General features: G+C 35.4%; 26 protein-coding genes. 8 read left to right on the top strand and 18 right to left on the bottom strand.

Annotated elements, in window-relative coordinates:
• Positions 1 to 73 precede the first annotated feature (73 nt).
• Both AXY_RS01815 and AXY_RS01810 read left to right on the top strand, forming a co-directional pair.
• Positions 74 to 838 (top strand): rhomboid family intramembrane serine protease, encoded by a 765-nt coding sequence (locus AXY_RS01815; RefSeq protein ID WP_015009079.1) that lies wholly within the window; start codon positions 74 to 76, stop codon positions 836 to 838.
• A 640-nt stretch (positions 839 to 1478) separates the two neighbouring features.
• Positions 1479 to 2699: an IS110 family RNA-guided transposase gene (locus AXY_RS01810; protein ID WP_015009078.1), complete on the top strand. Its 1221-nt coding sequence runs from the start codon at positions 1479 to 1481 to the stop codon at positions 2697 to 2699.
• 301 nt (positions 2700 to 3000) lie between these two features.
• Here the strand turns inward: AXY_RS01810 and AXY_RS01805 are convergent, their stop codons facing one another.
• Positions 3001 to 4452 carry a DEAD/DEAH box helicase gene (locus AXY_RS01805; RefSeq protein WP_015009077.1) on the bottom strand — a complete coding sequence of 484 codons (1452 nt, stop codon included), beginning with the start codon at positions 4450 to 4452 and terminating at the stop codon, positions 3001 to 3003.
• 505 nt (positions 4453 to 4957) lie between these two features.
• Here AXY_RS01805 and AXY_RS01800 point away from each other — a divergent pair.
• Complete coding sequence (locus tag AXY_RS01800) at positions 4958 to 5824, top strand: DegV family protein (protein ID WP_015009076.1); 867 nt, start codon at positions 4958 to 4960, stop codon at positions 5822 to 5824.
• A gap of 13 nt (positions 5825 to 5837) precedes the next feature.
• Here AXY_RS01800 and AXY_RS01795 read toward each other — a convergent pair whose 3' ends face one another.
• The 8 genes from AXY_RS01795 to AXY_RS01765 form a co-directional block, all read right to left on the bottom strand.
• On the bottom strand, positions 5838 to 6554 hold the full coding sequence (locus AXY_RS01795) for an alpha/beta hydrolase (RefSeq protein ID WP_015009075.1): 717 nt from the start codon (positions 6552 to 6554) through the stop codon (positions 5838 to 5840).
• Positions 6555 to 6615: 61 nt separating this feature from the next.
• Positions 6616 to 6960, bottom strand: coding sequence for a YppG family protein (locus AXY_RS01790; protein WP_041450072.1), 345 nt, complete (start codon positions 6958 to 6960; stop codon positions 6616 to 6618).
• Positions 6961 to 7034: 74 nt separating this feature from the next.
• Complete coding sequence (locus AXY_RS01785; protein WP_015009073.1) at positions 7035 to 7274, bottom strand: glutaredoxin family protein; 240 nt, start codon at positions 7272 to 7274, stop codon at positions 7035 to 7037.
• A gap of 325 nt (positions 7275 to 7599) precedes the next feature.
• A complete protein-coding gene (locus tag AXY_RS01780; RefSeq protein WP_015009072.1) occupies positions 7600 to 8070 on the bottom strand; it encodes a MarR family winged helix-turn-helix transcriptional regulator in 471 nt (156 codons plus the stop codon).
• Positions 8071 to 8293: 223 nt separating this feature from the next.
• Positions 8294 to 8800 carry a GNAT family N-acetyltransferase gene (locus tag AXY_RS01775; RefSeq protein ID WP_015009071.1) on the bottom strand — a complete coding sequence of 169 codons (507 nt, stop codon included), beginning with the start codon at positions 8798 to 8800 and terminating at the stop codon, positions 8294 to 8296.
• 21 nt (positions 8801 to 8821) lie between these two features.
• Positions 8822 to 9643, bottom strand: a complete 822-nt coding sequence (locus AXY_RS01770) for a DUF368 domain-containing protein (RefSeq protein WP_015009070.1) — start codon at positions 9641 to 9643, stop codon at positions 8822 to 8824.
• Between the two features lie 97 nt (positions 9644 to 9740).
• Positions 9741 to 9953: a hypothetical protein gene (locus AXY_RS12980; protein ID WP_015009069.1), complete on the bottom strand. Its 213-nt coding sequence runs from the start codon at positions 9951 to 9953 to the stop codon at positions 9741 to 9743.
• A gap of 114 nt (positions 9954 to 10067) precedes the next feature.
• Positions 10068 to 10883, bottom strand: a complete 816-nt coding sequence (locus AXY_RS01765) for a CapA family protein (protein ID WP_015009068.1) — start codon at positions 10881 to 10883, stop codon at positions 10068 to 10070.
• A gap of 131 nt (positions 10884 to 11014) precedes the next feature.
• On the opposite strand from AXY_RS01765, the gene AXY_RS01760 reads away from it, so the two are divergent.
• The 3 genes from AXY_RS01760 (at position 11015) to AXY_RS01750 (ending at position 14197) form a co-directional block, all read left to right on the top strand.
• A complete protein-coding gene (locus AXY_RS01760) occupies positions 11015 to 11572 on the top strand; it encodes an HD domain-containing protein (RefSeq protein WP_015009067.1) in 558 nt (185 codons plus the stop codon).
• A gap of 599 nt (positions 11573 to 12171) precedes the next feature.
• Positions 12172 to 12870, top strand: a complete 699-nt coding sequence (locus AXY_RS01755; protein WP_015009066.1) for an ABC transporter ATP-binding protein — start codon at positions 12172 to 12174, stop codon at positions 12868 to 12870.
• Positions 12860 to 14197, top strand: a complete 1338-nt coding sequence (locus tag AXY_RS01750; protein WP_015009065.1) for an ABC transporter permease — start codon at positions 12860 to 12862, stop codon at positions 14195 to 14197. Before AXY_RS01755 ends, AXY_RS01750 begins: the two co-directional genes overlap by 11 nt.
• Positions 14198 to 14315: 118 nt before the next feature.
• On the opposite strand, the gene pstB is transcribed toward AXY_RS01750, so the two are convergent.
• From pstB to AXY_RS01715, 7 genes are all read right to left on the bottom strand, one after another.
• On the bottom strand, positions 14316 to 15086 hold the full coding sequence (pstB, locus tag AXY_RS01745) for a phosphate ABC transporter ATP-binding protein PstB (protein ID WP_015009064.1): 771 nt from the start codon (positions 15084 to 15086) through the stop codon (positions 14316 to 14318).
• 35 nt (positions 15087 to 15121) lie between these two features.
• Positions 15122 to 15964, bottom strand: a complete 843-nt coding sequence (gene pstA, locus AXY_RS01740) for a phosphate ABC transporter permease PstA (RefSeq protein WP_015009063.1) — start codon at positions 15962 to 15964, stop codon at positions 15122 to 15124.
• 3 nt (positions 15965 to 15967) lie between these two features.
• On the bottom strand, positions 15968 to 16879 hold the full coding sequence (gene pstC, locus AXY_RS01735) for a phosphate ABC transporter permease subunit PstC (protein WP_015009062.1): 912 nt from the start codon (positions 16877 to 16879) through the stop codon (positions 15968 to 15970).
• A gap of 120 nt (positions 16880 to 16999) precedes the next feature.
• Complete coding sequence (locus AXY_RS01730; RefSeq protein WP_015009061.1) at positions 17000 to 17878, bottom strand: phosphate ABC transporter substrate-binding protein; 879 nt, start codon at positions 17876 to 17878, stop codon at positions 17000 to 17002.
• Between the two features lie 264 nt (positions 17879 to 18142).
• Entirely contained in the window at positions 18143 to 19963 is a 1821-nt protein-coding gene (gene typA / locus AXY_RS01725; protein ID WP_015009060.1) for a translational GTPase TypA, read from the bottom strand.
• Between the two features lie 98 nt (positions 19964 to 20061).
• Entirely contained in the window at positions 20062 to 21381 is a 1320-nt protein-coding gene (locus tag AXY_RS01720) for a sensor histidine kinase (protein WP_015009059.1), read from the bottom strand.
• Entirely contained in the window at positions 21378 to 22076 is a 699-nt protein-coding gene (locus AXY_RS01715; RefSeq protein WP_015009058.1) for a response regulator transcription factor, read from the bottom strand. Before AXY_RS01715 ends, AXY_RS01720 begins: the two co-directional genes overlap by 4 nt.
• A gap of 172 nt (positions 22077 to 22248) precedes the next feature.
• Between AXY_RS01715 and AXY_RS01710 the strand changes: the two genes are divergently transcribed.
• Positions 22249 to 23535 carry a S1C family serine protease gene (locus tag AXY_RS01710; RefSeq protein ID WP_015009057.1) on the top strand — a complete coding sequence of 429 codons (1287 nt, stop codon included), beginning with the start codon at positions 22249 to 22251 and terminating at the stop codon, positions 23533 to 23535.
• 112 nt (positions 23536 to 23647) lie between these two features.
• Here AXY_RS01710 and AXY_RS01705 read toward each other — a convergent pair whose 3' ends face one another.
• On the bottom strand, positions 23648 to 24088 hold the full coding sequence (locus AXY_RS01705; RefSeq protein ID WP_015009056.1) for a GNAT family N-acetyltransferase: 441 nt from the start codon (positions 24086 to 24088) through the stop codon (positions 23648 to 23650).
• A 6-nt stretch (positions 24089 to 24094) separates the two neighbouring features.
• On the bottom strand, positions 24095 to 24409 hold the full coding sequence (locus AXY_RS01700) for a hypothetical protein (protein WP_015009055.1): 315 nt from the start codon (positions 24407 to 24409) through the stop codon (positions 24095 to 24097).
• A 189-nt stretch (positions 24410 to 24598) separates the two neighbouring features.
• On the opposite strand from AXY_RS01700, the gene trhO reads away from it, so the two are divergent.
• On the top strand, positions 24599 to 25564 hold the full coding sequence (trhO, locus tag AXY_RS01695) for an oxygen-dependent tRNA uridine(34) hydroxylase TrhO (protein ID WP_015009054.1): 966 nt from the start codon (positions 24599 to 24601) through the stop codon (positions 25562 to 25564).
• Positions 25565 to 25800 lie beyond the last annotated feature (236 nt).

Here is a 25800-nt window from a genome sequence, read left to right as displayed (position 1 = left end):
AATGATATAATTTGTCAAAACTGAATAGAATAGCGTATGTTAATATTATCTGGTATCTAAAAGGAGCGTTTTTATGTTTTTCCGTAACGAATCATTTCGAGATTTCATTCGATTATATCCAGTTATTTCAGGGATCCTTGCGATTAATATTATTTTATGGTTACTGATGTATTTCCCTAATCCAATTGGTAAACTAATTTGGATTTGGGGTGTTGGTTGGAATACAGGGATTGAAATAGGTGAATATTGGCGATTAGTCACACCAATATTCTTACATGCGCCAAATGAGGTCACACATATCCTATTTAATTCTTTCTCACTGATTTTATTTGGACCAGCCCTAGAGCAAATGATTGGTAAGTTTAAATTTATATTTGTTTACTTATTTACAGGGATTGTGGGGAATGTATTTACTTATTTCGTTGGAATTAATGACCTCCATTTAGGAGCTTCTGGTGCTCTCTATGGATTACTCGGCTTATTTTTGTTTATGAGTTTTTTCCGTCAGGATTTAATTGATCCTGCTAGTAGACAGATCGTGACAATTATTACATTAATGGGGGTATTGATGACCTTTATTCAACCGGGCATTAATATTTCTGCACATATCTTTGGCTTAATCGCAGGTTTGGCTCTTGGTCCGATTGTACTTACGAAGGCTAAGCATTATTCTCCTAACGTGGTTTACAGACGACGGGTTGTTAGAAGTGATGGGCTAAATTATGATCCTAATAGATGGGATCGCAGACGTTATCGACCTAATCGCAACCTTAGTTCAATTATTTGGTGGGTTGTTATCATTTTAGCAGCACTCGGTATATTATTCGGTATCATTTAACATAAAATTACAATAGAAAAATGCTGGTTGTACAATATATAACGTTGGTGAGTTTGGAAACTTACTAACGTTATTTTTATTTTTGAGTATATTTAATTTTATAACTCACGTTATAAACCGCAGTTAGCCGAAGCTCCGCGTTCCGTGGGCACGGCTTTTAGCTAACTCAGTCAAGCAAAGTCGCATACGGTTATCTTAATTTTTATAATTTCAAGAAACGAATTATGATTCACTTCAAGTTTAAATCAATAGAAACGCGATATGAAGCAGCCATTTAATTTAGAAGTTAAAAACAGCAGGTGAAATACACGAGACTCCTGCGGGAATAGCACGAGCTGAAGATCCACTAAGGCAAGCGCTCTATGCTTGCCTTAGTTAGCTGAAGCCGTGCCCGCGGAAACATACTAAGATTAGTAGTACAAGACCTAGGCCAGGTTTTGTGCTACTATTTTTTTATAGTAGAAGTGAAGTAAAGCCGAATCACGCTAAGGACCTTGAGTTCGACGATCGGAAACTGGCTAACTTCACTCCCTTATTTGAATCAGCTTAGTATGTTGGGTCCCCAGAGACCGTGTATAAGAAAGTGGAATCGATAAGGTAAAGTGGAGACTTCTACAAAAATATTAAGGAGGAGAAGAAAATGAGATGCGTTATTGCTTTCGACGTTAGTCGAAAGAGTAGTACCATGGCCGCTTACAACGAGCAAGGTAACTGTGAATTTGAAGGGAGGTTAATTCATTCAAAAACGGGATTCTCTAATTTAAGTAAAATCATTAAAGATCTAAGTGAAAAGAATAATTATACCTTAGAATTTGTTTTTGAAGCGACTGGAGTATATTCGGCTGCTTTAGAACGATTCTTACGAGAGAATAATCTCGTTTATTATTCTTTAAATCCTTTATTAGCACACCTTAACACCCAATCTCTAAGAAGAAACAAAACAGATATAAGTGATGCGCATCAACTGGCTAAGAATCATTTTAAAAACGATTATTTCCAAACTTATCGCGAAGATTCTTATTACGAACAGATGCGTACAATGTCACGTCGCTATGATGAGATTATGAAAGAGAGGATTCAGTACAAAAATCGACTACATGCATCATTACAATTATCTTTCCCAGACTTTGATACGGCTTTTATTAACAAATCAAAACTTTATTATAATCTTGTACAAGTATTCCCTCACCCAAACTTGATATTAAAACGATCTAAAACAGTTATTAAAAATCGTATTAAAAAATGCACTAAGAAAAACTATTCATTAAAAAAGTTAGAGGAAAGAGCAATTTTATTGATTGAAATCGCAAAGGATTCATTTCCAGCAGTTGATGAAACAGACTATTCTTGTGAGTTAGTAAGGGATTATGCCAAGAAAATATTAGAGATGGAGGAAGAGCAAGATGAAATCATTCAAAGAATGACAGAAATGTCAAAAGACCGTAAAGAATACAGGATCCTTCGGTCATTTCCCGGAATAAAAGATAAATTAGCCTGTAGAATCATAGCTGAACTAGGGGATTTAACACGTTTTAAAAATAATAAACAACTAAATGCATACGCCGGTATAGATATCGTAAGATATCAGTCTGGAAATATGGAGTATAAAGATCGTATAAATAAACGCGGTAATAGTAGACTGCGTGGTATTTTGTATTTTATGATTGTCTCAATGCTTTCTGCTAAAGGAAAACAAATAAATCATTTAGTTGATTATTATTATAAATTAAAAAAACAACCCTATAATAAGCATCATAAGGTTGCAGTAGTCGCTTGTATGAATAAATTCTTGAAAGTCGCATTTCATCTTATTCAAAACGACCTATTGTATGATTATGAGAAAGCTTCAAGCCAACAATAATCATACTATGATTTAATTATAACACAATAGACCTTGAAAAAAAGACAAAAAACACAAGGTCTATTCGAAGTGCAAAATTTTAATTAATTCCCGGAGGGGTACCCCTCCGGGAATTAATTAAAAAAAGGGATTTAAACACTTGACTAAACGTAAGAAAGCGAGTGTATTTCACCTGCGGTGAACAAGTTGTATCTTTATTAAAACTAAAATAAATTTATTCTCGACTAATTATAAAACCTACCAACACTATTTGACATTGAACCAAAAAGCTTTCCCAATTGCGGAAAGCTTTTTTAATTATTTATTTTGAAGCACGTTTGTTATTAAATTTACGATTACGTCCAGCTGGCTTACCTTTTCGACCAAACTGACGCTTTTTATTAGAGTCGTTCTTACCTCTGAAATTCTTACGATTATCTTTACTGCGCTTCACACTTAATGGTTGAACAGAAGAAAGTGTAACAGGCGTTTGTCGTCTTTCTTTAGTCATCATTTTCAATGTTGCAGCTACAATTGTAACTGAATCATATTCTTCTAATAAAGCAGCTGCTTCTTCACGATAATCATCTAGATCTTGTGATTCGATTGCTCTTGTTAATTTCTTCAATGCAATTTTTTGCTGACCACGTTTTGCATCTGCAAGTGTTGGCATATCCATTCTTTTAACTTTAGCATTTGTCACTTTTTCAATGAGTTTTAAATGCGGCATTTCACGTGGTGTAATAAATGAAATAGCTACACCTGTTTTACCCGCTCTTCCTGTACGACCAATTCGGTGTACATAACTTTCTGGGTCTTGCGGAATATCAAAGTTATAAACGTGTGTTACGTTTGATATATCCAAGCCTCGCGCAGCTACGTCTGTTGCCACTAGAATTTCAATTCGGCCATTTTTAAACTTATTTAAAACACTCATTCGTTTACCTTGAGTTAAATCACCGTGAATACCTTCTGCTCGAAAGCCTCTAGCTTGAAGGCCATCTGTTAATTCATCAACACGTTTTTTCGTACGACCAAAAATAATCGCTAGTTCTGGTACATGAATGTCTAAAAGGTTTGTTAAAGCATCAAACTTCTGTTTTTCATGAACTTCAATAAATCTCTGCTCAATATTTTCTACAGATAATTGTTTAGATTTTACTTTAACCTCTTTTGGTTCACGCATCATTGTTGATGCAATTTGGCGAATTTCTTTTGGCATTGTTGCTGAGAACAGTAATGTCTGACGCTCATGCGGAATCATTTTTAATATTTCTCGAATATCATCAATGAATCCCATATTTAGCATTTCATCAGCTTCATCTAAGACAATTGTCTTAACATCACTAATATTAATTGTTTTTCGACGCATATGATCAAGTAGACGACCCGGTGTTGCAACTACGATATGCGGGCCTTCCTTAAGTGAGCGAATCTGGCGTTGCATTTGTTGACCGCCATAAATAGGAAGTGAGCGAATGCCTTTAAATTTACCGATACGGTGAATCTCTTCTGATACTTGTATTGCAAGTTCACGTGTAGGTGCTACAACTAACCCTTGAATCTTTCTTTGTTTTTTCTCAATTTGTTCAATCATAGGGATTCCGAAGGCTGCTGTTTTCCCTGTACCTGTCTGTGCTTGTCCGATAACGTCTTCACCTTTTAAGCCAAGTGGAATTGTTTGTTCCTGAATCGGCGTTGCTTCCTCAAAGCCCATATTACTTAATGCTTTTAAGATTGGCGCTGAAATGTTTAGTTCTTGAAATGTTGTCAATTTGATTTCAAACTCCTTTTTCTAAATCTCATCGTGTGCTTGTAACGACACGTTAACATATATTTTCATTAGTCAATACAATCACTTTGTTGTGAGTATTTTATCTCATTTTTTCATTTGATTACAAAAAATTTTTTGTACATAACAAATTATTATACAGCATTCGACTTATAGTAACTAACCGTTCATGGCGATCATTAAATGGGTTGTAACTATATTATAAGGTTACCCGCAAATCTGTATGTTTATTAACGTGGAAAAAAACCTCTCTCCAATTTATTGAAAGAGGTTAACTAACGAGCATTCAATGGATGTGCCTATTTTAACACACTATTGGTTCATGTTCTAGTAATAGTTCTTAATTCAAACGACATAATAAGAAAATCATGATAAAATAAATCTACCTAACCTTAACCTTTTGTTAAATAAAGCGACTAATTAGGTTGATTATGGGTATATATGTATTAAATGAATTATATTATATTTTTCACAATGAGGTGTGCAAATGACAATTCAAATCATTACTGATGGTGGTTCTGATTTACCGATTGAGATGCGTGATAGTTGGAGAATTAAAGTTATTCCTCTTTATATTCATTTAGATAATGAACAAATCCGATCTGAAGATGTAACGATTGAAGATTTTGCGACCAGACTTGAAAACAGCAAGGCAATACCTACTACATCAGCTGCTGGTCCATATGAATACTACAAAGTCTTTAAAGAAATACCAAAGGATAAACCCATTATTCACTTTAGCGTGTCTAACGGCGTGAGTAGTGCGTATAAGCATGCATTAATGGCTAAAAACATGTTAATTGAAGATGATCCTGATCGACAGATTGAAATTATTAATACCGAGTCCGCTTCATCTGGAATAATTTTGCTAATCCAAGAAACAGTCGAAAAAATTAAAGCAGGCTTTAATTATTATGAGCTCATTTATTTTATTGAAGATCGCGTTAAACATTTAAGAACTGTATTCGTACTTAAAACGTTAGATAATCTGATTCGAAGCGGTCGGTTAGACCGTATTAGAGGAGCAGTCGCAAAAACATTAAACGTTAAACTTCTCCTTCAAGCTAGTAAAGAAGGTAAAGTTGAAGTACTTGAGAAAGTACGTGGAAGCAAAAAAGCAACAATAAGATTTATCGATAAAATTGGTGAATACATTTCTGAAACAGCAAATCAAAAGCTTGTCATTACACATGCTCAAGCTAAAGAACGTTTAGATTCGATTGTCGAGACGATTAAAGAGAAGTATCAATTTAATAAAATTATTACAGCTGAAATGGGACCGTTACTTTCAATCCATGCTGGTAGTGAAGCGATTGTAATGGCATTTTTCAGTGATAATAAACGAAGAGATTAAAAAAGATCACAACTTAGCTTGTGATCTTTTTTCTAGTTCTATCTTCAATTTTCATTAAGTATTCGTAAACTGCATTTATCACTACTTCTTTATCATCACCTAAGCAAATTAAATGCTTTGAATCAGCATAATAAATTACATCAATTTCAACAGGAATTTCTTCTGTTAGGTAATGTGTTGTTTGATAAGGGACTAGTCCATCTTGAATCCCTTGTAAAACGAGAACCGGACAATAAATGTCCTTTAAGTAAGGTCGAGTCTTAGCAATACACTTAGCAAATTCGATATATGCACGAGCTGGTATTGCACCTCGTTTAAGTTTGAGGTTTTGATATGTTAAGTTATTTTCAATTTCTCCAAAGAAACGATCTCTAATGAGTAGTTTAACTTCTGCAGCAAGCTTAACTAAACTAAGATACTTTCTTGAAGGAGATAACATAATTAATCCTGCAACAGGATATTTAGCTGCTAGTGATGCCGCAATCATCCCTCCCATAGAAAAACCTACTACATATACAACATCAACTTTAGCGGCTAGCTCTTGATAAGCTTCGTCAGCTGCATCTAACCAATCTTGATGTGTATAATCATCTAGTTGTAAGTCTAACCCATGACCGGGCAATGTCGGCACACTAATAAGCCAGTCCGTTTTTTCTTCTAAGAAAGTGGTTAGAGGCTCAATTTCATAAGGTCCTCCTGTAAATCCGTGAATACATAAACAACCAATCATTAATAATCATCCTTTTAGTAAAAATAATAGTCTTGCCAATATTGACAAGACTTTGAATGAGCTAGCTACCTTTTAAAAATGAGCCAATACCTTTAACTAACGGCGAAATTTGCTGATACGTATTGGCGACTTGGCCAGCTGTATTTAAAACTTTATCAAGATCAAATTGACCTTGTTCATTTTGGAAGTAGCCCATGACACCTTTTGCTGTTGGTTTTTGTCCTACGCCCATCCCTTGCATTCCTTGAAAAGGTGGTTGCCAATTCCCTTGATGAAAGGGCATGTTTGGATGTGCTGGTGGGAAATATGGTTGCGTCATTTGTGAATATTGTGGTGGATATTGATTCGGTTGATGATAATTTGGCATTTGATAGTTGGGTGGAAAGAAGAACCGATTTAATCGCATAGTAACACCCCTATTCATTATTCTTTGATAAATTATCATATGAGTGAGACGATTAAATCGTTCATTAATCTGTGCTAGGCCTTTTTAATTAATCGATCAATTTTATCTTTTAGAAAACCCAAAACTATTTTGTCACCATAAATTAAAGCTGGTGTTGAATAAATATTTTTGGCTTGTAATTGTTTAAGATTTCTCCTATCCTCACTAACACTCTTTTCAATATAAACTATTCCTAACTCATCTAAGTACCTGATCATCTGCTGTGATTCAATACAATCATCACTTGTATAAACAGTGATAACTTCATCTGACATAGTTTCGAATCCCCTCTCTTAAATAAGAGTCTCTAGCATCTTCAATTTAACTAAACTATATATTTTCAATAATTATAGGCAGATCATTAATTGAATAGCTTCTTCGAATTCTTGCTTATTTCAGATTACATATCGAAACTACACAATTAATAATGCCCGATTATTTCACTCTTATTCATTTAAACTCTTTAAATGTATACCCAATTTTCATGCAGATAAACGCACTTACACAAATTATAAAAATTCTTTCGATTCAAATAATTGTTTTATCTTCAATAAAAAGACCTCTTTCTAAGCATCATATTGTTAGAAAGAGGTCAGGCGATTAATTATTTTCATAGAGATCAGCATGCTTACCTAGTTTTTTCAGTAATTCTATCGCTACTAATTTTTCTTCTTCTGATAATCCTGCAGTGATATTCTCAATTTGCTCCCAGTGAGTAGGGAATATTTCGTTTAACAATTCCTTTCCCTTATCAGTAATTGAAGCAAACGTAATACGTCGATCTTCAGCACATTGAGTGCGTTTAAGATATTGCTTTTTTTCTAATTTATCAACGACATAAGTAATACTACCACTTGCTAAAAGTATTTTATCACCGATTTTTTGCAATGGTTGATCGCCTGAATGGTACAACAATTCTAACACACCAAATTCAGTTGTATTCAGTCCACTCTTGCGAATATCTGCTGCAACTCGATCTGCAACGGAGCGATATGCCTTTGATAATACCACGAATAATTTTAGTGAAGGGTCTTGCTTTCTTTTTTTATAAAGTTCCTTTTCTTGATCCATAATGTTCTCTCCCAATTTACGATATATTCATATAGTATACCGAATAATAGTATAAATGCTAATTATTTTGCTGACAAAAAAATATGGAAAGTATATTAATAAACTTTATGCTAATGTGCTGATAAAAAAAGCACCTTCCTTTAGGAAGAGGCTTTTTTGAATTCAAGAACGCAATCTCATTACTTCTTGAGATCGATAGTGATCACTGTTAGCAATAGAAGAATTAATCTTCTTTAGTTAACAATTTTTCATAGTAGAAAAATTCAATTGGTCCTCGTCGACCAACTCGTTTATCTACTAATTGAAAGCCGTGGCGTGTAAATACTTTTTGTGCATGAAAGTTCTCACTATATGTGTCTGTATTTAATCGATAAATTCCAGATTCCTTCGCATGATTTTCTGCAAACTTGATCAATTGATCTGCAATTCCACGACCATGATAGTCAGGATTTATGGCTATACGTTTCAGTGTCCAAGCAGGTTCACTGCTAGCCCAATTAATTGAAGGGTACTCTTTATGTCCTTCACGACTAATTGTATAAACGGCAACTATTTTTTCGTCTAGTAGATAGACAAATAATTCACGTTTATTGATGTCTCTTAGATAATCCGCTTCTGATGGATAGCTACTATCCCATTGTCGGCTACCTCTTTCGTGCATCCATTTGACTACGTCACGCACGATTATCATAATTTCATCTAAATCCTGAATTGTTGCTTCACGGATCATCGCATCACTTCCTAACTATCATTAATTATTATCTTTATATTCAACTCGGCCAAGTAAATAAGCAATAACAAGGCCAAGTAATAAAGCTAGTCCACTTAATAAAATATCGATTCCAGATAAAGGCCAACCTGGGAAAATGACAAAAATTGAACCAATGACTAAGCCGATAATGACCATATAAGTTGCTAATGGATATTGATTCCACAAGTAGCTAATCACTTTACTAATGGTAATTACACCGATACCGACACCAACTGCAACAACTATTAAAATGTCCAATTGTAACTGAGTAACTGCATTAATAATCGTTCCATATACACCCATCATCAATAAAATTAATGAGCCACTTATGCCAGGGAGAATCATCGCTGCACTAGCTAAAAAGCCTGAGAATAAAAGAAAAATATACATTTTAAGATCAATTTCTGTAATAATTAATCCTTCATCTCCTCTAAAAAACATAAAGCTAGCTGCAATGATCACTGACAAGATCAATAGTAAAATATGATACCCTTTAATATTTCCTTTTACTTTTGACTCTTTAAAAAGTAATGGCAGCGTACCAATAATTAACCCGATAAAGGAAAACTGGGTTGGATTTGGATAATGCTCAAATAGCCACTTTAAACCACTAGAAAATAAAAAGGTAGCAATAACCATTCCAATTCCCAATGGAATCAGAAATGTTAATTGGTCTTTCCACTTTCTACTGAATAGGTTATTAATTGCGAAAATTAACCGATCATAGATCCCAAGAAGTACTGCAATCGTACCCCCACTTATTCCAGGAACAACATTAGATGCCCCTATCATTATTCCCCTAAATATATTTCCCCACTCCATTATTTCATGCTCCTTATTTAGTCATTTTTAACCTGTCATTCTCCGTCAATATTATACCGTCATTGATGCGATTTGGCACGCATTTTTTAATGTTTTATTATTCAAAAAAATCAAGCTCTGGCATCCATTGAGACATATGAGATTTAATCTCCTGATAGTGTGAACTGGCATTAGATAATTGTTGATCTGTCACATCTTTTAACGGGCTAACTTTAAAGCCTTGATTGATATCTACATAAGTCGGTAAAAACTTAGGTTCAGTTAATGAAATTGTTGTTCCTTGAGATGTCACTTCTTTGTTAATTACCAACTCAACAATCCCGCCAATTTGTCGATAAAGCTCATTTTGTCCAGATAAGAAATTACCTAATGAATAAATGACGAAAGCTTGTTGACCCGTTTGTGATTCAACCCACTTAACAGGCTATAAAACATGCGGGTGGTGACCAAATACAATATCAACACCTTGATCAACAACATATTGGACGAGTTCTTGTTGAAACATATTTGGCATACGAATATACTCATCACCAAAATGTAAATGCATAACTACAACATCAGAAATTTCTTTAGCCTTAGCAATATCTTTAGCGATTTGTTCCTGATCAATTAAATTAATTAAGTAGTCCTTTCCAGTGGGTACTGGAATACCATTTGTTCCATAACTGTAGCCTAAAAATGAAACAGCAATATTATTCCTTTCAATTACGCGAATGTGATCTCGATCATCTTGATCACGGTAAGAACCTGTATAAAGCACCCCGAGTTTGTCCCAATAATCCAGTGCTGAGTAAATTACTTGCTCACCTCGGTCAAGCGTGTGATTATTTGCCAATGTCACTATATCAATCCCTAATTCCTTAACCATGTCACCCACCTCGTGTGGGCTATTAAATTGCGGATAAGTCGATAAACCAAATGCTTCACCGCCTATCATTGTCTCTTGGTTAGCAGTTGCAATATCTACATTAGTTAAATAATCCTTCACTTCATTTACCATCGGCATAAAGTCAAATCCATCGGCAATACGAGCGGCATCATATACACGACCATGAATGAGTAAATCACCTATAGCCGCAATAGATAATTGATAACTTTCAGCTGGTAAATAAGCCAAAGTGACTTTACTTGATCTATCAATCTGTTTTTGATTGTAAAAACTTACTTGCTTATCTTCTACAGCACACCCTGATAAAATAAAGATGATAAGTAATAAAAGACTAACCTTTCTTAACTTCACAAAATTACCTCCACAACTTTTTTATTTATTTTCTGCTGAATATGATTCTTTATAATCGCCAGTAAAATAAGTATAATAATAGTACTACAATAAATTTTATTAAGCTAGCACGGATAAAGGGGGAGAGAACTATGTTAAACGCTCAATTAATGCGGGCTATATCGTATGCTGCTGTTAAGCATGATGGACAAAAGCGGAAAGTGAGTAAAGAGCCTTACATTGCACACCCATATCGTGTAGCTATGTTATTAAAAGAACACGATTGTGATCAGGATTTAGTAATTGCTGGACTATTACATGATGTTGTTGAAGATACAGATGGTACAATCGAAGAAATAGACGTTTTATTTGGCCATCGAGTTGCACAAATTGTTCATACAGTAACTGAAAAAACAAAGACATTAGCCTGGGAATTACGCAAACAACAAAGTATTGATCAAATTCGTCACGCATCATTAGATGCTAAATTAATCGTTTGCGCTGATAAAATTGATAATCTCGATTCAATTATTAATAATGAGATGATTTACGGTGATAATATGTGGTATGACTTTGAAAGAGGGAAAAGCGACCAACAATGGTATTATCAAAAAATGCTTGAAAGTGTAACAGAAGGCATTAACAAAACGTCATACCATCCGTTGATGAACCAATTTGAAACTATTGTCTCACAGTTTTTAGATTTATAATGTTTACTTATATAAATACCTTTATAGCCTGTAGAAAAGTTTTTAATGAACTTAACTACAGGCTATATTTTTTATATAGTGTGAATGAATTTCATAATGACTTAATTGGCTATAAAACACGAACAATTGGGTTACAGGTGACGCGGTGATTTCCACTCTAGGCGGACGCTTTCGGGCCTACAGGATGTAGGTCATGCAAGCGTCGTCACACGACGTGACGGTTTTAGCTTGCCTTCGTTAAACTCAGCTAATTGATAAAAGCTTTCCAAGCTTTTATCACTGGATCTTCGGACACGATTGTTCCCGCTGGAGTCGCCGCCTGCCGTTCCAATCACTTGATTAGGCTTCTTTATTTACGTATGATATTGTATTTTTATTTGTAATCTTTCGTGTTCTTAACTAGATTTTTGTATTATGAAATTGACTCAGTGTAATAATGGTGATTAATCGCTTAATTTTAAGCATGTATCACAAAATAAATACAACAATTTACTTACATATTGAGCCCGATTTTGTTTCAATATGCTTTTTTTTGCATCCTTTTTAACTTTACTTACGTCATTAACACTAGAAAGCTTAGAACAGGGGGAATTATATAAATGATTACTGTAAAGAATTTGTCCCACCATTTCGTAATGGGAAAAAGAGGACAAGAAACTACTTTACCTGTACTTCACGATATTTCTTTTTCAGTTAATGCTGGGGAAATCATTACGATTATCGGCCGAAGCGGATCAGGTAAATCAACATTATTAAATTTAATTGGGGGATTCATTAAGCCTATAGCAGGTCAAATCACCATTAATAATCAAGATGTAACAACATTCTCAGAAGGGGAATTTGCCGATTTTAGACTTGAGCAAATCGGATTTATCTTTCAAAATTTTCAACTGATCCCTTCAATGACTGCATATCAGAATGTTGAGTTACCTTTAATTTTAAAAGGGATCAAAGAAAGTGATCGGAAAGCAATAACCGAACGAACACTAAAAAGAGTGGGCTTAGAAGATTTCCATGGACACTATCCGAGTGAATTATCAGGCGGTCAACAACAACGTGTAGGCGTTGCAAGAGCACTTGTCCTAAATCCACCAATCATCTTAGCAGATGAGCCAACAGGAAGTCTTGATAGTGAAACAGAGGCTGATCTACTAAACTTTATCCAGCAGTTAAATGAAGAGCTAAATATCACCTTCTTAATTATTACTCATGATGAACAAGTAGCGAGAATTGGTCATCGTACAATCGAAATCCAAGATGGTCGTTTAATTGAAGGAGGGGATCAGCATGCGTTTTAAAGATCAGATGAAATTCGTTAGACAAAACATCCGAAAAAACAAAATGAGAATTTTTATGACTGTGCTTGCTTCGGCAATGGGGACAACCTTTTTAATTGTCTTAGCATCTGTCGGATTTGGGCTGCACGACACATTATTAAAAGATGTAATGGAACAAGACAAAATTAATGAAATATCTGTCTATGGATATGATGATGGTGAATACCGTGAAATTAATGAAAATGATCTAGACTATTTCAAGTCTTTAGAAAATGTTAAGTCTGTCCGACATGTCAATTATGTCTCTCAGGGACCCAATATACTAGTCGATGATTTTGAACTATCGAGCAATATGATTAGCGTTAACTTTGATGCTGAACGCGAGGCAGGATTAAATCTAGCTAAGGGAGATTACCCAAAAGCAGATAATGAGATTATTGTTGGCTATCATTTTGCCGAGTACCTCATGCCAACTGGAGTTGATCCGGAAAAAGTTTTCGACGATGAAGGCAATAAACTAGACGAGTATAAATTTAAAGATGAGATCGTTGGTCAAACGGTAAAATTTGAGATTGAAAAATATGATGAAGATGATAATGTGGAAACAAAATCATTTGAAGTAACAATTGTTGGTGTAGTTGAAAAACCTAATCGTGATTGGCAGACCAATACACAAGTTTATATTTCAGAAGGTTTACTCACTGAATTAGAGGCGTTTACAGGAACAAGTAACGCATTCCCTTTTGCTCATGACGAATACTATGAGTTAAAAGATTTCAGAACATTTGATGAAGTATATATTCATACTGACTCTGTTCAATACATTAAAGACCTGACAACATTTCTAACAGATAATCATTATTATGCATACTCAGTTGCCAATGAAATTAATCAAATTAATATTCTCTTTAACGTTGCTAAAGCTGGTTTGGTTTTCATTGGAACAATTGCTGTTTTAATTGCTTCAATTGGTATTTATAATACGATGACGATGGCTGTTACTGAACGTGCGCCAGACATCGGTATTATGAAAGCTATTGGAGCAAATCCAAAAACGATCAAACAAGTCTTTTTATTAGAAAGTAGTTATATCGGTATCATGGGTGCTGTCATTGGTACAGCAGTGGCTTATCTGATTAGTTTTGCTGTAAATCTCGGGATTCCATTAATTATCGAGTCCATCTTTAATGAAAGCTTACCTGAAGGATTTAAGTTCTCAGTTATTCCATTGTCACTAATCGTGATTTCGATAACGATTTGTTTACTCGTCACAATCATTTCTGGTGCTCGTCCAGCCAAACGAGCAACTCAAATCGATGTCTTAAAAGCAATGCGACGCGATTTGTAAAATGACAATTTAAATATCAAAAAAATGCCCCTAATCAAATTGACTAGGGGCTGTTTATTTTACAACAAAATGTTGGGTGAAATAAATTGAATAATAACTTATTTGCTACTTCTTTATATTAACCGAACTTACCAGTAATATAATCTTCTGTTTCTTGCTTCTTAGGATTTGTAAATAGTTGATCTGTTGAACCAACCTCAACGACCTCTCCATCAAGGAAGAAGGCTGTTTTATCCGAAATTCGAGCAGCTTGCTCCATGTTATGCGTCACAATAACAATCGTGTACTTTTCCCTTAATTCATTAATTAAATTCTCAATTTTTGTCGTTGCTAATGGATCTAATGCTGATGTCGGTTCATCCATTAAAATGACATCAGGCTCAACAGCCATTACTCTTGCAATACAAAGACGTTGTTGTTGACCTCCTGATAAGCTTGTGCCTGGTGCATCAAGTCTGTCTTTTACCTCATCCCAAAGTGCTGCTTGCTTTAGACTTCTTTCAACAATTTCATTTAACTTTTGTTTGTCTTTAATCCCATGCGCTCTTGGCCCGTAAGCAACATTATCAAAAATACTGCTTGGAAATGGATTTGGCTTTTGAAAAACCATTCCTACAGCTGTTCTTAATTGCACTACATCAACACTAGGATCATAAATATCCTGACCATCTATTTCAATTTTTCCTGTTACTTTTGATTTATGAATCAAATCATTTAATCGATTTAACGTTCTAAGAAACGTTGATTTACCACAACCTGAAGGTCCTATTAAGGCAAAGACCTCACGCTCTGGAATCTCTAATGATATTTCATATAAAGCTTGTTTCTCTCCATAATAAAATGATAGTTTATCGACTGATATCTTTATTTTCTCTTGATTATTTATCATCTTTACTTACCCCCAATTCGGCAAACATGGCTGACTTATGAAAAGCGCTTCACAAATCGCTTGAATAATAAACTTGCCAGAAAATTAATAACTAAAACTAAAATAATTAATACTGCTCCAGTACCTAAAGCCATATCCATGTTACCTGTTTCCATCGCAACCATATAAAGATGGAGTGATAATGTTCTACTTCCATCAAAAATTGTCCGCGGAATAAGCAAACTTCCTCCGAGTGTTAATAAGAAAGCAGCTGTTTCACCAACAACACGACCAATTGATAATATGATACTTGATAAAATACCTGGTATAGCGACTGGTAATACTGTTTTCTTGATTGTGTACCAGCGCGTTGTACCTAAGGCTAGGCTTCCTTCACGCAACGGATTTGGTACGTTGCGTAATGCTTCTTCAGATGCGCGGATAATAACAGGTAAAATCATAATCACACCTGTTAAAGATCCTGATAATATTGACCAACCACCCGTATAAGGTTCAAGTAAGATAACAAAGAAAACAAATCCAAACAGTCCAAAAACAATAGAAGGAATTCCAGCTAATGCTTCTGTTGTAAATCGAATCATCTTCTTAAACGGACCTTCTCTTGTATATTCATTTAGAAAAATTGCTGTACCAACACCAATTGGCGTCGCAATTAATAACGTAACTCCTACTAAATAAATTGTCCCTAATATTGCAGGATAAATTCCACCTTCAGCACCCATATTTCGAGGATTTTCAAGTAGGAATTCTAAGTTAATCATTTTTAGCCCTTGGCCCATCACATAAAATAAAATAGCAATTAAGACGGTAATAGTAAATGCCGTTGCTAAGCTTAATAAGCCAAAAGCAATCCATTGATTTCGTTTAGTCTTTCCCATTGTTTAACGCTCCTTCTTCTTCACGATTGCCAAAGTAATTGAATTCAGAATCATAATAAAGATAAATAAAATAATCCCCGTAGCAAAAAGTGCTTGACGGTGTTCAGGACCTGCATAACCCATTTCTAATGCAACGTTTCCTGTTAAAGTTCTAACTGGTGAGAAGATTCCCTTCCATCCTAACTCTGGAATCGCTACTGTATTCCCTGCCACCATAATGATCGCCATTGTTTCTCCTAATGCACGACCCATTCCTAAAATAATTGATGAAACAATACCCGACTTAGCAGCTGGAACAATTACTGTATAAATACTTTGCCATTTAGAGGCACCTAATCCAACAGAAGCTTCATAATATTCGCTTGGTACCGAATTAATTGCATCCATTGATAAGGTAATAATCGTAGGTAAAATCATAATTGCCAAAATAATACTACCTGCTAATATAGAGTATCCTGTTTGATAGTTTGCAGGTAGGACCTCTCCAAACGAACCACGTGCGAATTCCCTTATCAGCCCTCGAATCACAATCATACCAAATAGACCATATACAACTGATGGAATGCCCGCCATTAATTCGATCATTGGTTTAATTGCCCGTGCAACTTTTGGTGGTGCGATTTTTGATAAGAATATAGCAACAGCTATTCCAATCGGTGCACCGATAATTAATGCCAAGATCGTGACATAAATGGTCCCTATAATCATTGGGAAAATTCCATAAACCTGTTGAAGTGGAGCCCACTCTTTACCAAAAATAAAATTACCCACACCATAATCGAGCATAAAAGGTAATCCTTCTTTAAAAATAAAAAATCCAATTAATCCTAGAGCGACAACTGAAGTTAGCGCTAATAAAAATAAAATACCTTTAACAATTCTCTCTTCTAAATTATTGTTAGCCTTACTAAACATTAATTTCACCCCATTATTGCAAAATAAACACTATTTTTAAACAGGTAAGAACAGGGCAGAATATCGCTACCCCGTTCTTTTCTATCTCTATTGCTTACATTTTATAACTGTCTATCTGTTTTATTTAACAGGTACAAATCCTTGTTGTTCTACAACCTTTTGACCTTCTTCACTTAAAACAAAGTCAAGAAATGCTTGTGCAACTTCAGATAAAGACTCATTCTCATTTGCTACATAGTTAAATGGTCTTGCAACAGTGTACGCACCACTAACAATATCCTCAACAGTTGGCTCAATGCCATCTACCGCTAAAGCTTTAACGTTGTCAGTTAAACTTCCTGTTGAAACATACCCGATTGCATTTGGCTCTGAAGATACTGATTCTCTAACTGCACCACTTGAGTTTTGGATTAGCGCTGTATCTACTAATGCAGCATCACCTAAAACAATATCATCAAATGCTCCTCTAGTTCCTGACCCTTCTTCACGGCTTACAATAACAATTGCTTCATCTGCTCCGCCAACTTCTGACCAATTTGTAATTTCACCTGAAAAGATTTTTTGAACATCTTCTAATGCTATATCACTAATGGCATTGTCTGGATGTACAATAATAGCAATTCCATCAATCGCAATTGTATAAGTATTAATACCTGTTTCATCTTCTCGGATTTCACGTGACACAGCACCAAAGTCTGCTGTATTTCCTTGAGCTGCAGTAATACCTGATCCGGATCCTCCGCCAGATACTTCTAATCTAACATCTGGGTACTTGTCCATAAAAACTGCTGCTAGCTCTTCAGATAATGGTTGAACTGACGTTGAACCAGCCATAGTAATAGTACCCGACAATTCTGCCCCTGAATCATCTGTTTGTGCTGAAGCTTCTTTATCTAAATTATCTCCATTGTCGGTATCATTTTCTGCACATCCTACTAATAAGGCTGTTGCAAATAAACTAACTACTAAAAATAAGATCACTCGTTTTATTTTATTCATTGTAAAGTCCCCTCTCACTGATTTAATATTGGTTACATTCATCAGTATAGAGAACGAGTTTTAAGCTAGTGTTAACTAACTATAAAGTAATCGTAAAGAAATTGTTTCAATTATGTAAATTGTATGTTGTTATGTAAACAGATAGAATTGACTGCTTTATAAATAAAAAAATAGCAATGAAAAAGTAATTTGAACTGCCACCCTGTCAAGAAGACAGGCGGTAACTCATCGATACTTTTTCATTGCTAATTTATAGATAGGCTACTATTTCTTTCGTGCTGCCTTTTCTCTTTCGCTCTTATTTAAAATTTTCTTACGTAAACGAATCGATTTAGGTGTAACCTCACAATATTCATCATCATTTAAATACTGAATAGCTTCCTCTAATGACATACTACGCGTCTTACGGATTGTAGCTGTCTGATCTTTGTTAGCTGAACGGATATTTGTTAAGTGCTTTTCCTTCGTGATATTTACAGTTAAATCATTCTCACGATTATGCTCACCAACAATCATCCCAGCATATACTTCTGTACCTGGTTCAACGAAAATTGTCCCACGGTCTTCCAAGTTCATAATACCATAAGTTGAAGCTTTACCATTTTCCAAAGCAACAAGAACACCTTGACGACGTCCACCAACTTGACCTGGTGTATATGGTGCGTACTCATCAAAAGTATGATTAATAATCCCATATCCGCGTGTCTGAGTCATAAATTCTGTTGAGTAACCAATTAGTCCTCTTGAAGGAATTCTAAATTCCAAACGGACTTGTCCATTACCTTGGTTTTGCATATCAAGCATTTCTGCCTTACGAGAACCTAAAGTTTCAATAATTGTACCTGTGAATTCTTCAGGCACATCAATTTGAACGCGTTCCATCGGTTCATATTTTACGCCATCAATTTCTTTAATGATAACTTCTGGCTTAGACAATTGAAGTTCATAGCCTTCTCTTCGCATATTCTCTACAAGAATAGAAAGGTGTAATTCACCTCGACCAGAGACGATAAATGCATCTGGAGAATCAGTCGGGTCAACCCGTAAACTAACATCTGTTTCTAATTGCGTCATTAAGCGTTCTTTAATTTTTCTTGACGTAATGTGTTTGCCTTCTTTACCGGCAAACGGGCTATTATTAACGACAAATGTCATTTGCAATGTTGGTTCATCAATGTGCAGCATCGGTAAAGGCTCTACATGACCAACTGGACAAATCGTTTCACCAACGTTAATATCCTCCAGTCCTGATAATGCAACAATGTCTCCAGCATATGCCTCATTGATTTCAATCCGCTTCAATCCTAAAAAGCCAAATAACTTTGTGACACGGAATTGTTTCGTTTCACCGTTATCTTTTGATAGGGTAACTTGTTGGCCAACCTTAATCGTTCCACGCGCAATCCGACCAATCCCAATTCGGCCTAGAAATTCATTGTAATCGAGTAATGTAATCTGTAATTGTAGTGGCTCATCTTTATTATCAATTGGTGCTGGGATATGACTAATAATCGTATCAAACACAACATCCATTGAATTATGTTGTTCTTCAGGTGATTCACCAGATGTACCATTCAACGCAGATGCATATAAGACAGGAAATTCTAACTGCTCATCATCAGCACCTAGTTCAATAAATAAATCTAAAACTTGATCGACGACAAAATCAGGTCGCGCATTAGGTCGATCAACTTTATTTAAAATAACGATGGGTGTTAATTTTTGTTCTAATGCTTTTTTCAATACAAATCGAGTTTGTGGCATACATCCTTCATATGCATCAACAACAAGTAAAACACCGTCAACCATCTTAAGAATCCGTTCAACCTCTCCACCAAAATCGGCGTGTCCTGGTGTATCTAATATATTGATTCTTTTATCTTTATATTTAATTGCTGTATTCTTTGCTAAGATTGTAATGCCTCGTTCACGTTCAATATCACCGGAATCCATCATGCGATCCTCTGTTTGTTCATGATCTGCAAAGGTTCCTGAATCTTTAAGCAACTGATCAACTAAAGTCGTTTTACCATGGTCAACGTGAGCAATGATAGCAATATTACGAATATCTTCTCTTAATGACATACTTCTATACCTCTCCTCTTTCTTGCTAGCCTACGTGCTATATAACTGGGTCATTATAGCACACCACATCTGTTTAAGGATAGTTTTTTTGTGAAAAATTAAAAAGTAATTACAAACCGCGCGCCACCTAATGGTGAATCCTCTACTCGGATCGTTCCATTTGATCGTTCTATAATAGCACGTGAGATAGCTAAACCAAGACCTGTTTCGCCGTCTTTTCCTTTAATAAAACGATCAAATAAGTGTGGCATAATTGTATGATCAATACCTTTGCCATCGTCATCAATCATTATCTCTAATCGTTGATTACTACGAACAACGTCAATAACCACTTGTTCTCGCGCATGGCGGATAGCGTTTGTTACAATGTTTAACATCGCTTGAAGCATTTTTTCCTGATCAACACGTAAAACCGCATCATCAGTAACTTGATATTTCACCGAAATACCTCGTTCTCTTGCGATTGGGAACGTGCGATCCATCGTTGATTGCACTAATTCACTAACATAAATATTACCTTCATGATAAACAGTTTCCTTACTATCTAACTTTGCTAATAGTATCATTTCACTGATTATCTTTTTCAATCGTTTAATTTCGGCAACGATGATTTCAAGCCCTCGCTCTGCATCTTCTCCTTCAAAGATACCATCTTTAATACCTTCAGCATAACCTTGGATCGTCATCATCGGAGTTTTCAACTCATGGCTAGCATTTTGGAAAAATTGCTGCTGTGTCTTCATATAGCGTTGTAATTCATTGGCCATATCAATAACACTTTTCTCCACTTCCTTAATCTCTCCCGTTGCTTTAATACGTATAATGTCGTCAAATTGACGGTTTTCAATTCGTTTAAGCTGATATTTTAACTGTGTAAGAGGTGTGACTAAGCGATGTGTTAGATAGTGAGTAAGCACAATAATGACCAATATACCGATTAAGAAGACAATCATTAACCGGTTAAAAAATATTTGCTGAACCTCTTGAATATCATCTAACGGGGTGATGAGAACAAGCTCCTGATCTAATAAACTCGGGTAAACTGATATCGTTGAGACAACATATTGCTTTTCACCGTCATACCAAAGCGGTTGATCTGGTCTCGTTAAATCATACCGATTCACCCAGTCGTGTATAACATTTATATCTAGTGAGCTCGAATACAACACGACACGATCTAATGCCCGATCATAGACAAATAAGTATAATTCTTCATCACTGAGCCAATGTGAAAAATTACTCGGCATGACTTCACTAAATAAAAATTGTGACAGAATTTCTCCCTTGTCCTGTAATTGTGCCTTTTCATTTCTAATGAGTACATTTAATAGTAGTGAGTGGATAGTGATTGATACGATCGTCATTGTAATGACAAGTAAAGTTGTAAAAGCTAGCGTCAGCTGTGTCTGTAGTCTCATTGATGATCCCCATCATCATTTCGAAAACGATAGCCATAACCCCAGACCGTTTCAATTGGTAAGCCGTCAATTTTCTTGCGCAGACGTTTAACTAAATCATCAACGGCACGATCACTACCGAAATAATCCTCACCCCAAATAAGTGTGAGTAATTCTTCTCTAGAGAAAGCACGATTTTGATTTTGAATCAGGCTTTTTAAGAGCTCGAATTCTTTTGCCGTCACCTCAATTTCTTCATCATGCCAAAAGACGCGTCGATTCGTTAATTCAACAATTAATCCACCTGAACTGAATTGTTGGTTCTTTTGTTCATTTTTATGACTTTGGTAAAGTTCGACACGCTTAAATAACCGTTTGACCCGAGCAACTAATTCTCTAGGACTAAATGGTTTAGTTAAATAATCATCGCTACCCAATTCTAATCCTAAGATTTTATCTACTTCTTCATCTTTTGCAGAAATGATTATTATAGGTACGTCACTTTCTTGTCTTATTTTTTTACATAGTTCATAGCCGTCCATTCCCGGTAACATAATATCGAGAATCCACATATCTGGTTGCCCACTTCGAGATAATTCCCATGCTTCTTCCGCATTATCAACCATAGTTAATGTGAATTGTTCCTTTTTAAAATATGCAGAAACAATATTTCTTATATTTGGATCATCTTCTACAATGAAAATGTGTTGGGACAATTTTATGGCCTCCTTCGATGGTTGTATTTTTATATATAGAATATTATCACAATCACACGATTTCCATACTTTTTTCACAATTATACCGAATGATTGCCAAATAATCTCGTTATACTAATAAGTATAATAAAACTGTGAACAAATTAAAAATATCTTGAAAGGAGCCATTGTGATGGACAATTTCAACTCGAATGAACAACATGATGAAAATCAAACGATCAATAATGAGAATTATTCAAGTCCTCAGTCTATCGTAACTGATTTACCTGTAAATGATCATTTAAATGTTCGTCAAGAAAAGGCTAAACCACGGTTAGAAATTTGGAAGGTTTGGTTTAGTGGAATTATTGGTGGATTAACCGTCGCAGTCATTGGCTTTTTACTGCTATATACTGGAGTGATCCCAATAGAACAAATTATCCCAGTAAATAATACTGTACAAACGGAAGTTAGAAGAGCTCCAATTATTCAAACTTCTGGACATGGGGATGGCGTGCCAACAGAGCTCCTTAGTGATGTAGCAGGTGCAGTTGTTGGTGTGTCAAATCTTCAATCATTTAGTCTATGGTCAGATAGTGTAGATGCCGGTACTGGATCAGGTGTGATCTATAAAATTGAAGGCGATCGTGCATATATTGTAACTAATCAACATGTAATTGACGGCGCCAATCAAATCGAAGTCATCTTATCAGATGGCGAACACGTTGACGCACAATTATTAGGAGAAGACGAATTAACTGACTTAGCAGTATTATCAATCGATGCTCAGTATGTTGATACAGTTGCTGAATTTGGTAACTCTTCAGAACTAATTGTAGGTGAGCCTGCAATAGCAATCGGAAATCCGCTAGGGACAGAATTTGCTGGAACTGTTACTAAAGGAATCATTAGCGGACTCGATCGCTCGATTGAAATTGATATTAACAAAGATGGTGTTCCAGACTGGAATATCGATGTCATTCAAACTGATGCAGCGATTAACCCAGGTAATAGTGGTGGTGCATTAATTAACTCTGCAGGACAAGTAATTGGTATTAACTCAATGAAAATTGCTTCACACGCAATTGAAGGGATTGGATTTGCGATTCCAATTGATGAAGCACTTCCGATCATTGAACAACTTGAGGAAAATGGTGCTGTGATTCGTCCATTTATGGGCATTAGCGCAATTAACTTCTCTCAAGTACCTCCACAACACATTACGAAAACATTAAAGCTTGATCCAAGAGAAGTGACTGATGGTATCGTGATTGCAGAGGTCCATCCTGGATCATCAGCAGATCATGCCGGTCTCAAAGTTTATGATGTCGTTATTGAGATAGATGATCAACTTATCGAAAATATGCTCGATCTAAGACAATACTTATATCGAGAAACAAAAATTGGTGATTCAGTTACGATCAAGTTTTATCGTGACGGAGAGTTACAAACAACGGAATTAGTCTTAAAAGCTGAATAAAATTCATGTTAATTGAAGACCTTTTATGATTTAAACAATAATAACGCTCTTTACGACCCTTAATATATCTCAAATCAGTACTATTGTGAGCCCCCTTTTTGTGCCAAGGGGGCTATTTTTTATACAGCATATCAACGTGCGGAATGCCATCTTCTAAATATGGCTCTGAAATTTCCTTAAAACCAAATGATTGATAAAATTCACGTAAATAAGTTTGACCATGGAGTTTTATTTCTGGTTCCTGCCAGTCTTCAGTAATAATCTTAATTGCTTGCTTGATTAGCTCACGTCCATAACCAGATTTCCGATAATTTTGATTCACAATAATTCGGCCAATTGCCGGATAGTTATATAGAACGCCATTAGGTACTAATCTAGCATAAGCAACAATTTCATTTCCATCTTTTTTAAACAAATGATAGCAATCTGGATCAATCCCATCAATTTCAGGATAGGCACACTTTTGCTCAACCACAAAGATATCTACTCTATTTTTTAAAATTTGATAAAGGTCCTCTAGCTCTAATTGGTTAAATTTCTTCAACTGCCACATATTATTTCAGCCTTTCTTCGTTTTATCAATCAATTTTTCAGCATAATTAGCTACGATAAAAGCTAAATCATCATTTCCATATACTTGTAAGATTTCTAATAATAGCGATGTTTCAATTTGAACATTCTCGTTCGACTCGATTAACTCTTGATTTATTTCTATTAATTTAGTTGGTAATGCTTGATTTGGATAAGCTTCACGATAAACCACTAGTGGATCTAATTTATGATTGTGACACCACTGGACAAATACTAATATCATTTCAGCCTCACCGGCTTGGTAACGGTCAATAATATATTGTTCTCGTTCACTGAGATTCACTTCTTGATCACATCCTTTTTAAGCATCTTATCGAGTCTAGATTGAAAATGCAAGTATGGTAAATTTCTACTTTCTAAACCAAAAGGTTGAAATAGTCGTTGTGACAATTTATAATTAATTCTTGCAAGAGACTATAGTTCACACCTAAAACCGTATCTTGCAAATACGACAAATGGGTGGTTATTAAAAATGGAAAAATATCAAGTTTTATTGTATTACCAGTATGTGAAAATGGAAGACCCTGAGCAATTTGCTCAAGAACACAAAGCATTTTGCGAAGAACTTGGACTAAAGGGACGTATTTTAGTCGCTGAAGAAGGTATTAATGGGACCGTATCAGGAACAGTTGAAGCAACTCAAGTGTATATGGACAAAATGCACGCAGACCCACGCTTTAGTAGTATGCCATTTAAAATTGACGAAACCGACGGACATGCGTTCAAAAAATTAAAGGTTAAGCCACGTCCAGAACTCGTCACATTAAGATTAGGTGAAGAAGATGTAAATCCACTTGAAGTGACTGGAAACTACTTAGAGCCAGACGAGTTTTATCAAGCGATGCAAGACGACAATACCGTCGTGATTGATGCACGGAATGATTATGAGTATGAACTCGGGCATTTTCGTGGTGCGGTTAAGCCAGAAATTAAAAACTTCCGAGAATTACCCGCCTGGATTGAAGCAAACAAAGATCAATTTGAAGGTAAGCGAATTTTAACTTACTGTACCGGTGGTATTCGTTGCGAAAAATTCTCCGGCTGGTTAGTGGAGAAAGGTTTTGAAGATGTTCACCAGCTTCACGGTGGCATTGCCACATACGCAAAGCATCCAGAAGTAAAAGGTCAACTATGGGATGGAAAAATGTATGTCTTTGATGAACGAATTAGCGTGCCAATCAACCAAGTTGAGCACGTCATCGTTGGAAGAGATTACTTTGACGGGACACCGTGTGAAAGATACATTAACTGTGGTAATCCATTCTGTAATAAGCAAATTCTATGCTCTGAGGAAAATGAAGCCAAATATTTAGGTGGCTGTACGCATGAATGTCGTACTCATCCAAATAACCGCTATATTGAGGAGCATAACTTAACCGATGCAGAGGTTGAAGCACGTCTTAAAGCGCTCGAAGCAGAAGCAAATCAAACAATTTAATTCATATATTAACCTAAAGTATCAATGTTAAAATTACATTGATACTTTTTTATTTGTAGAGCGAATAATTTTCCTCGCTATCTACTTAGAGAAAAAAGTGCCTACAGATACACTTGTTGCTGAGGTCATCAATTTATTACAAGGTCAATTAAATTTTTTAAGTAAAAATTAATAGTATTGCTTTTTTACTGATATAAAAACACATGGCTGAGTTGACAATTTAAAACTCATTCATG

It is taken from the genome of Amphibacillus xylanus NBRC 15112 (genome assembly GCF_000307165.1).
Taxonomy (GTDB): Bacteria; Bacillota; Bacilli; order Bacillales; family Amphibacillaceae; genus Amphibacillus; species Amphibacillus xylanus.
Note: the sequence above shows the minus strand (reverse complement) of the source record. Positions and strands in the feature narration are given on the sequence as shown.

Coding starts and splice junctions, on each gene's coding strand:
- AXY_RS01815 (WP_015009079.1), top strand. CDS start 74: ATGTTTTTCCGTAACGAATCATTTCGAGATTTCATTCGATTATATCCA.
- AXY_RS01810 (WP_015009078.1), top strand. CDS start 1,479: ATGAGATGCGTTATTGCTTTCGACGTTAGTCGAAAGAGTAGTACCATG.
- AXY_RS01800 (WP_015009076.1), top strand. CDS start 4,958: ATGACAATTCAAATCATTACTGATGGTGGTTCTGATTTACCGATTGAG.
- AXY_RS01795 (WP_015009075.1), bottom strand. CDS start 6,554: ATGATTGGTTGTTTATGTATTCACGGATTTACAGGAGGACCTTATGAA.
- AXY_RS01790 (WP_041450072.1), bottom strand. CDS start 6,960: ATGCGATTAAATCGGTTCTTCTTTCCACCCAACTATCAAATGCCAAAT.
- AXY_RS01785 (WP_015009073.1), bottom strand. CDS start 7,274: ATGTCAGATGAAGTTATCACTGTTTATACAAGTGATGATTGTATTGAA.
- AXY_RS01780 (WP_015009072.1), bottom strand. CDS start 8,070: ATGGATCAAGAAAAGGAACTTTATAAAAAAAGAAAGCAAGACCCTTCA.
- AXY_RS01775 (WP_015009071.1), bottom strand. CDS start 8,800: ATGATCCGTGAAGCAACAATTCAGGATTTAGATGAAATTATGATAATC.
- AXY_RS01770 (WP_015009070.1), bottom strand. CDS start 9,643: ATGGAGTGGGGAAATATATTTAGGGGAATAATGATAGGGGCATCTAAT.
- AXY_RS01760 (WP_015009067.1), top strand. CDS start 11,015: ATGTTAAACGCTCAATTAATGCGGGCTATATCGTATGCTGCTGTTAAG.
- AXY_RS01755 (WP_015009066.1), top strand. CDS start 12,172: ATGATTACTGTAAAGAATTTGTCCCACCATTTCGTAATGGGAAAAAGA.
- AXY_RS01750 (WP_015009065.1), top strand. CDS start 12,860: ATGCGTTTTAAAGATCAGATGAAATTCGTTAGACAAAACATCCGAAAA.
- pstB (WP_015009064.1), bottom strand. CDS start 15,086: ATGATAAATAATCAAGAGAAAATAAAGATATCAGTCGATAAACTATCA.
- pstA (WP_015009063.1), bottom strand. CDS start 15,964: ATGGGAAAGACTAAACGAAATCAATGGATTGCTTTTGGCTTATTAAGC.
- pstC (WP_015009062.1), bottom strand. CDS start 16,879: ATGTTTAGTAAGGCTAACAATAATTTAGAAGAGAGAATTGTTAAAGGT.
- AXY_RS01730 (WP_015009061.1), bottom strand. CDS start 17,878: ATGAATAAAATAAAACGAGTGATCTTATTTTTAGTAGTTAGTTTATTT.
- typA (WP_015009060.1), bottom strand. CDS start 19,963: ATGTCATTAAGAGAAGATATTCGTAATATTGCTATCATTGCTCACGTT.
- AXY_RS01720 (WP_015009059.1), bottom strand. CDS start 21,381: ATGAGACTACAGACACAGCTGACGCTAGCTTTTACAACTTTACTTGTC.
- AXY_RS01710 (WP_015009057.1), top strand. CDS start 22,249: ATGGACAATTTCAACTCGAATGAACAACATGATGAAAATCAAACGATC.
- AXY_RS01705 (WP_015009056.1), bottom strand. CDS start 24,088: ATGTGGCAGTTGAAGAAATTTAACCAATTAGAGCTAGAGGACCTTTAT.
- trhO (WP_015009054.1), top strand. CDS start 24,599: ATGGAAAAATATCAAGTTTTATTGTATTACCAGTATGTGAAAATGGAA.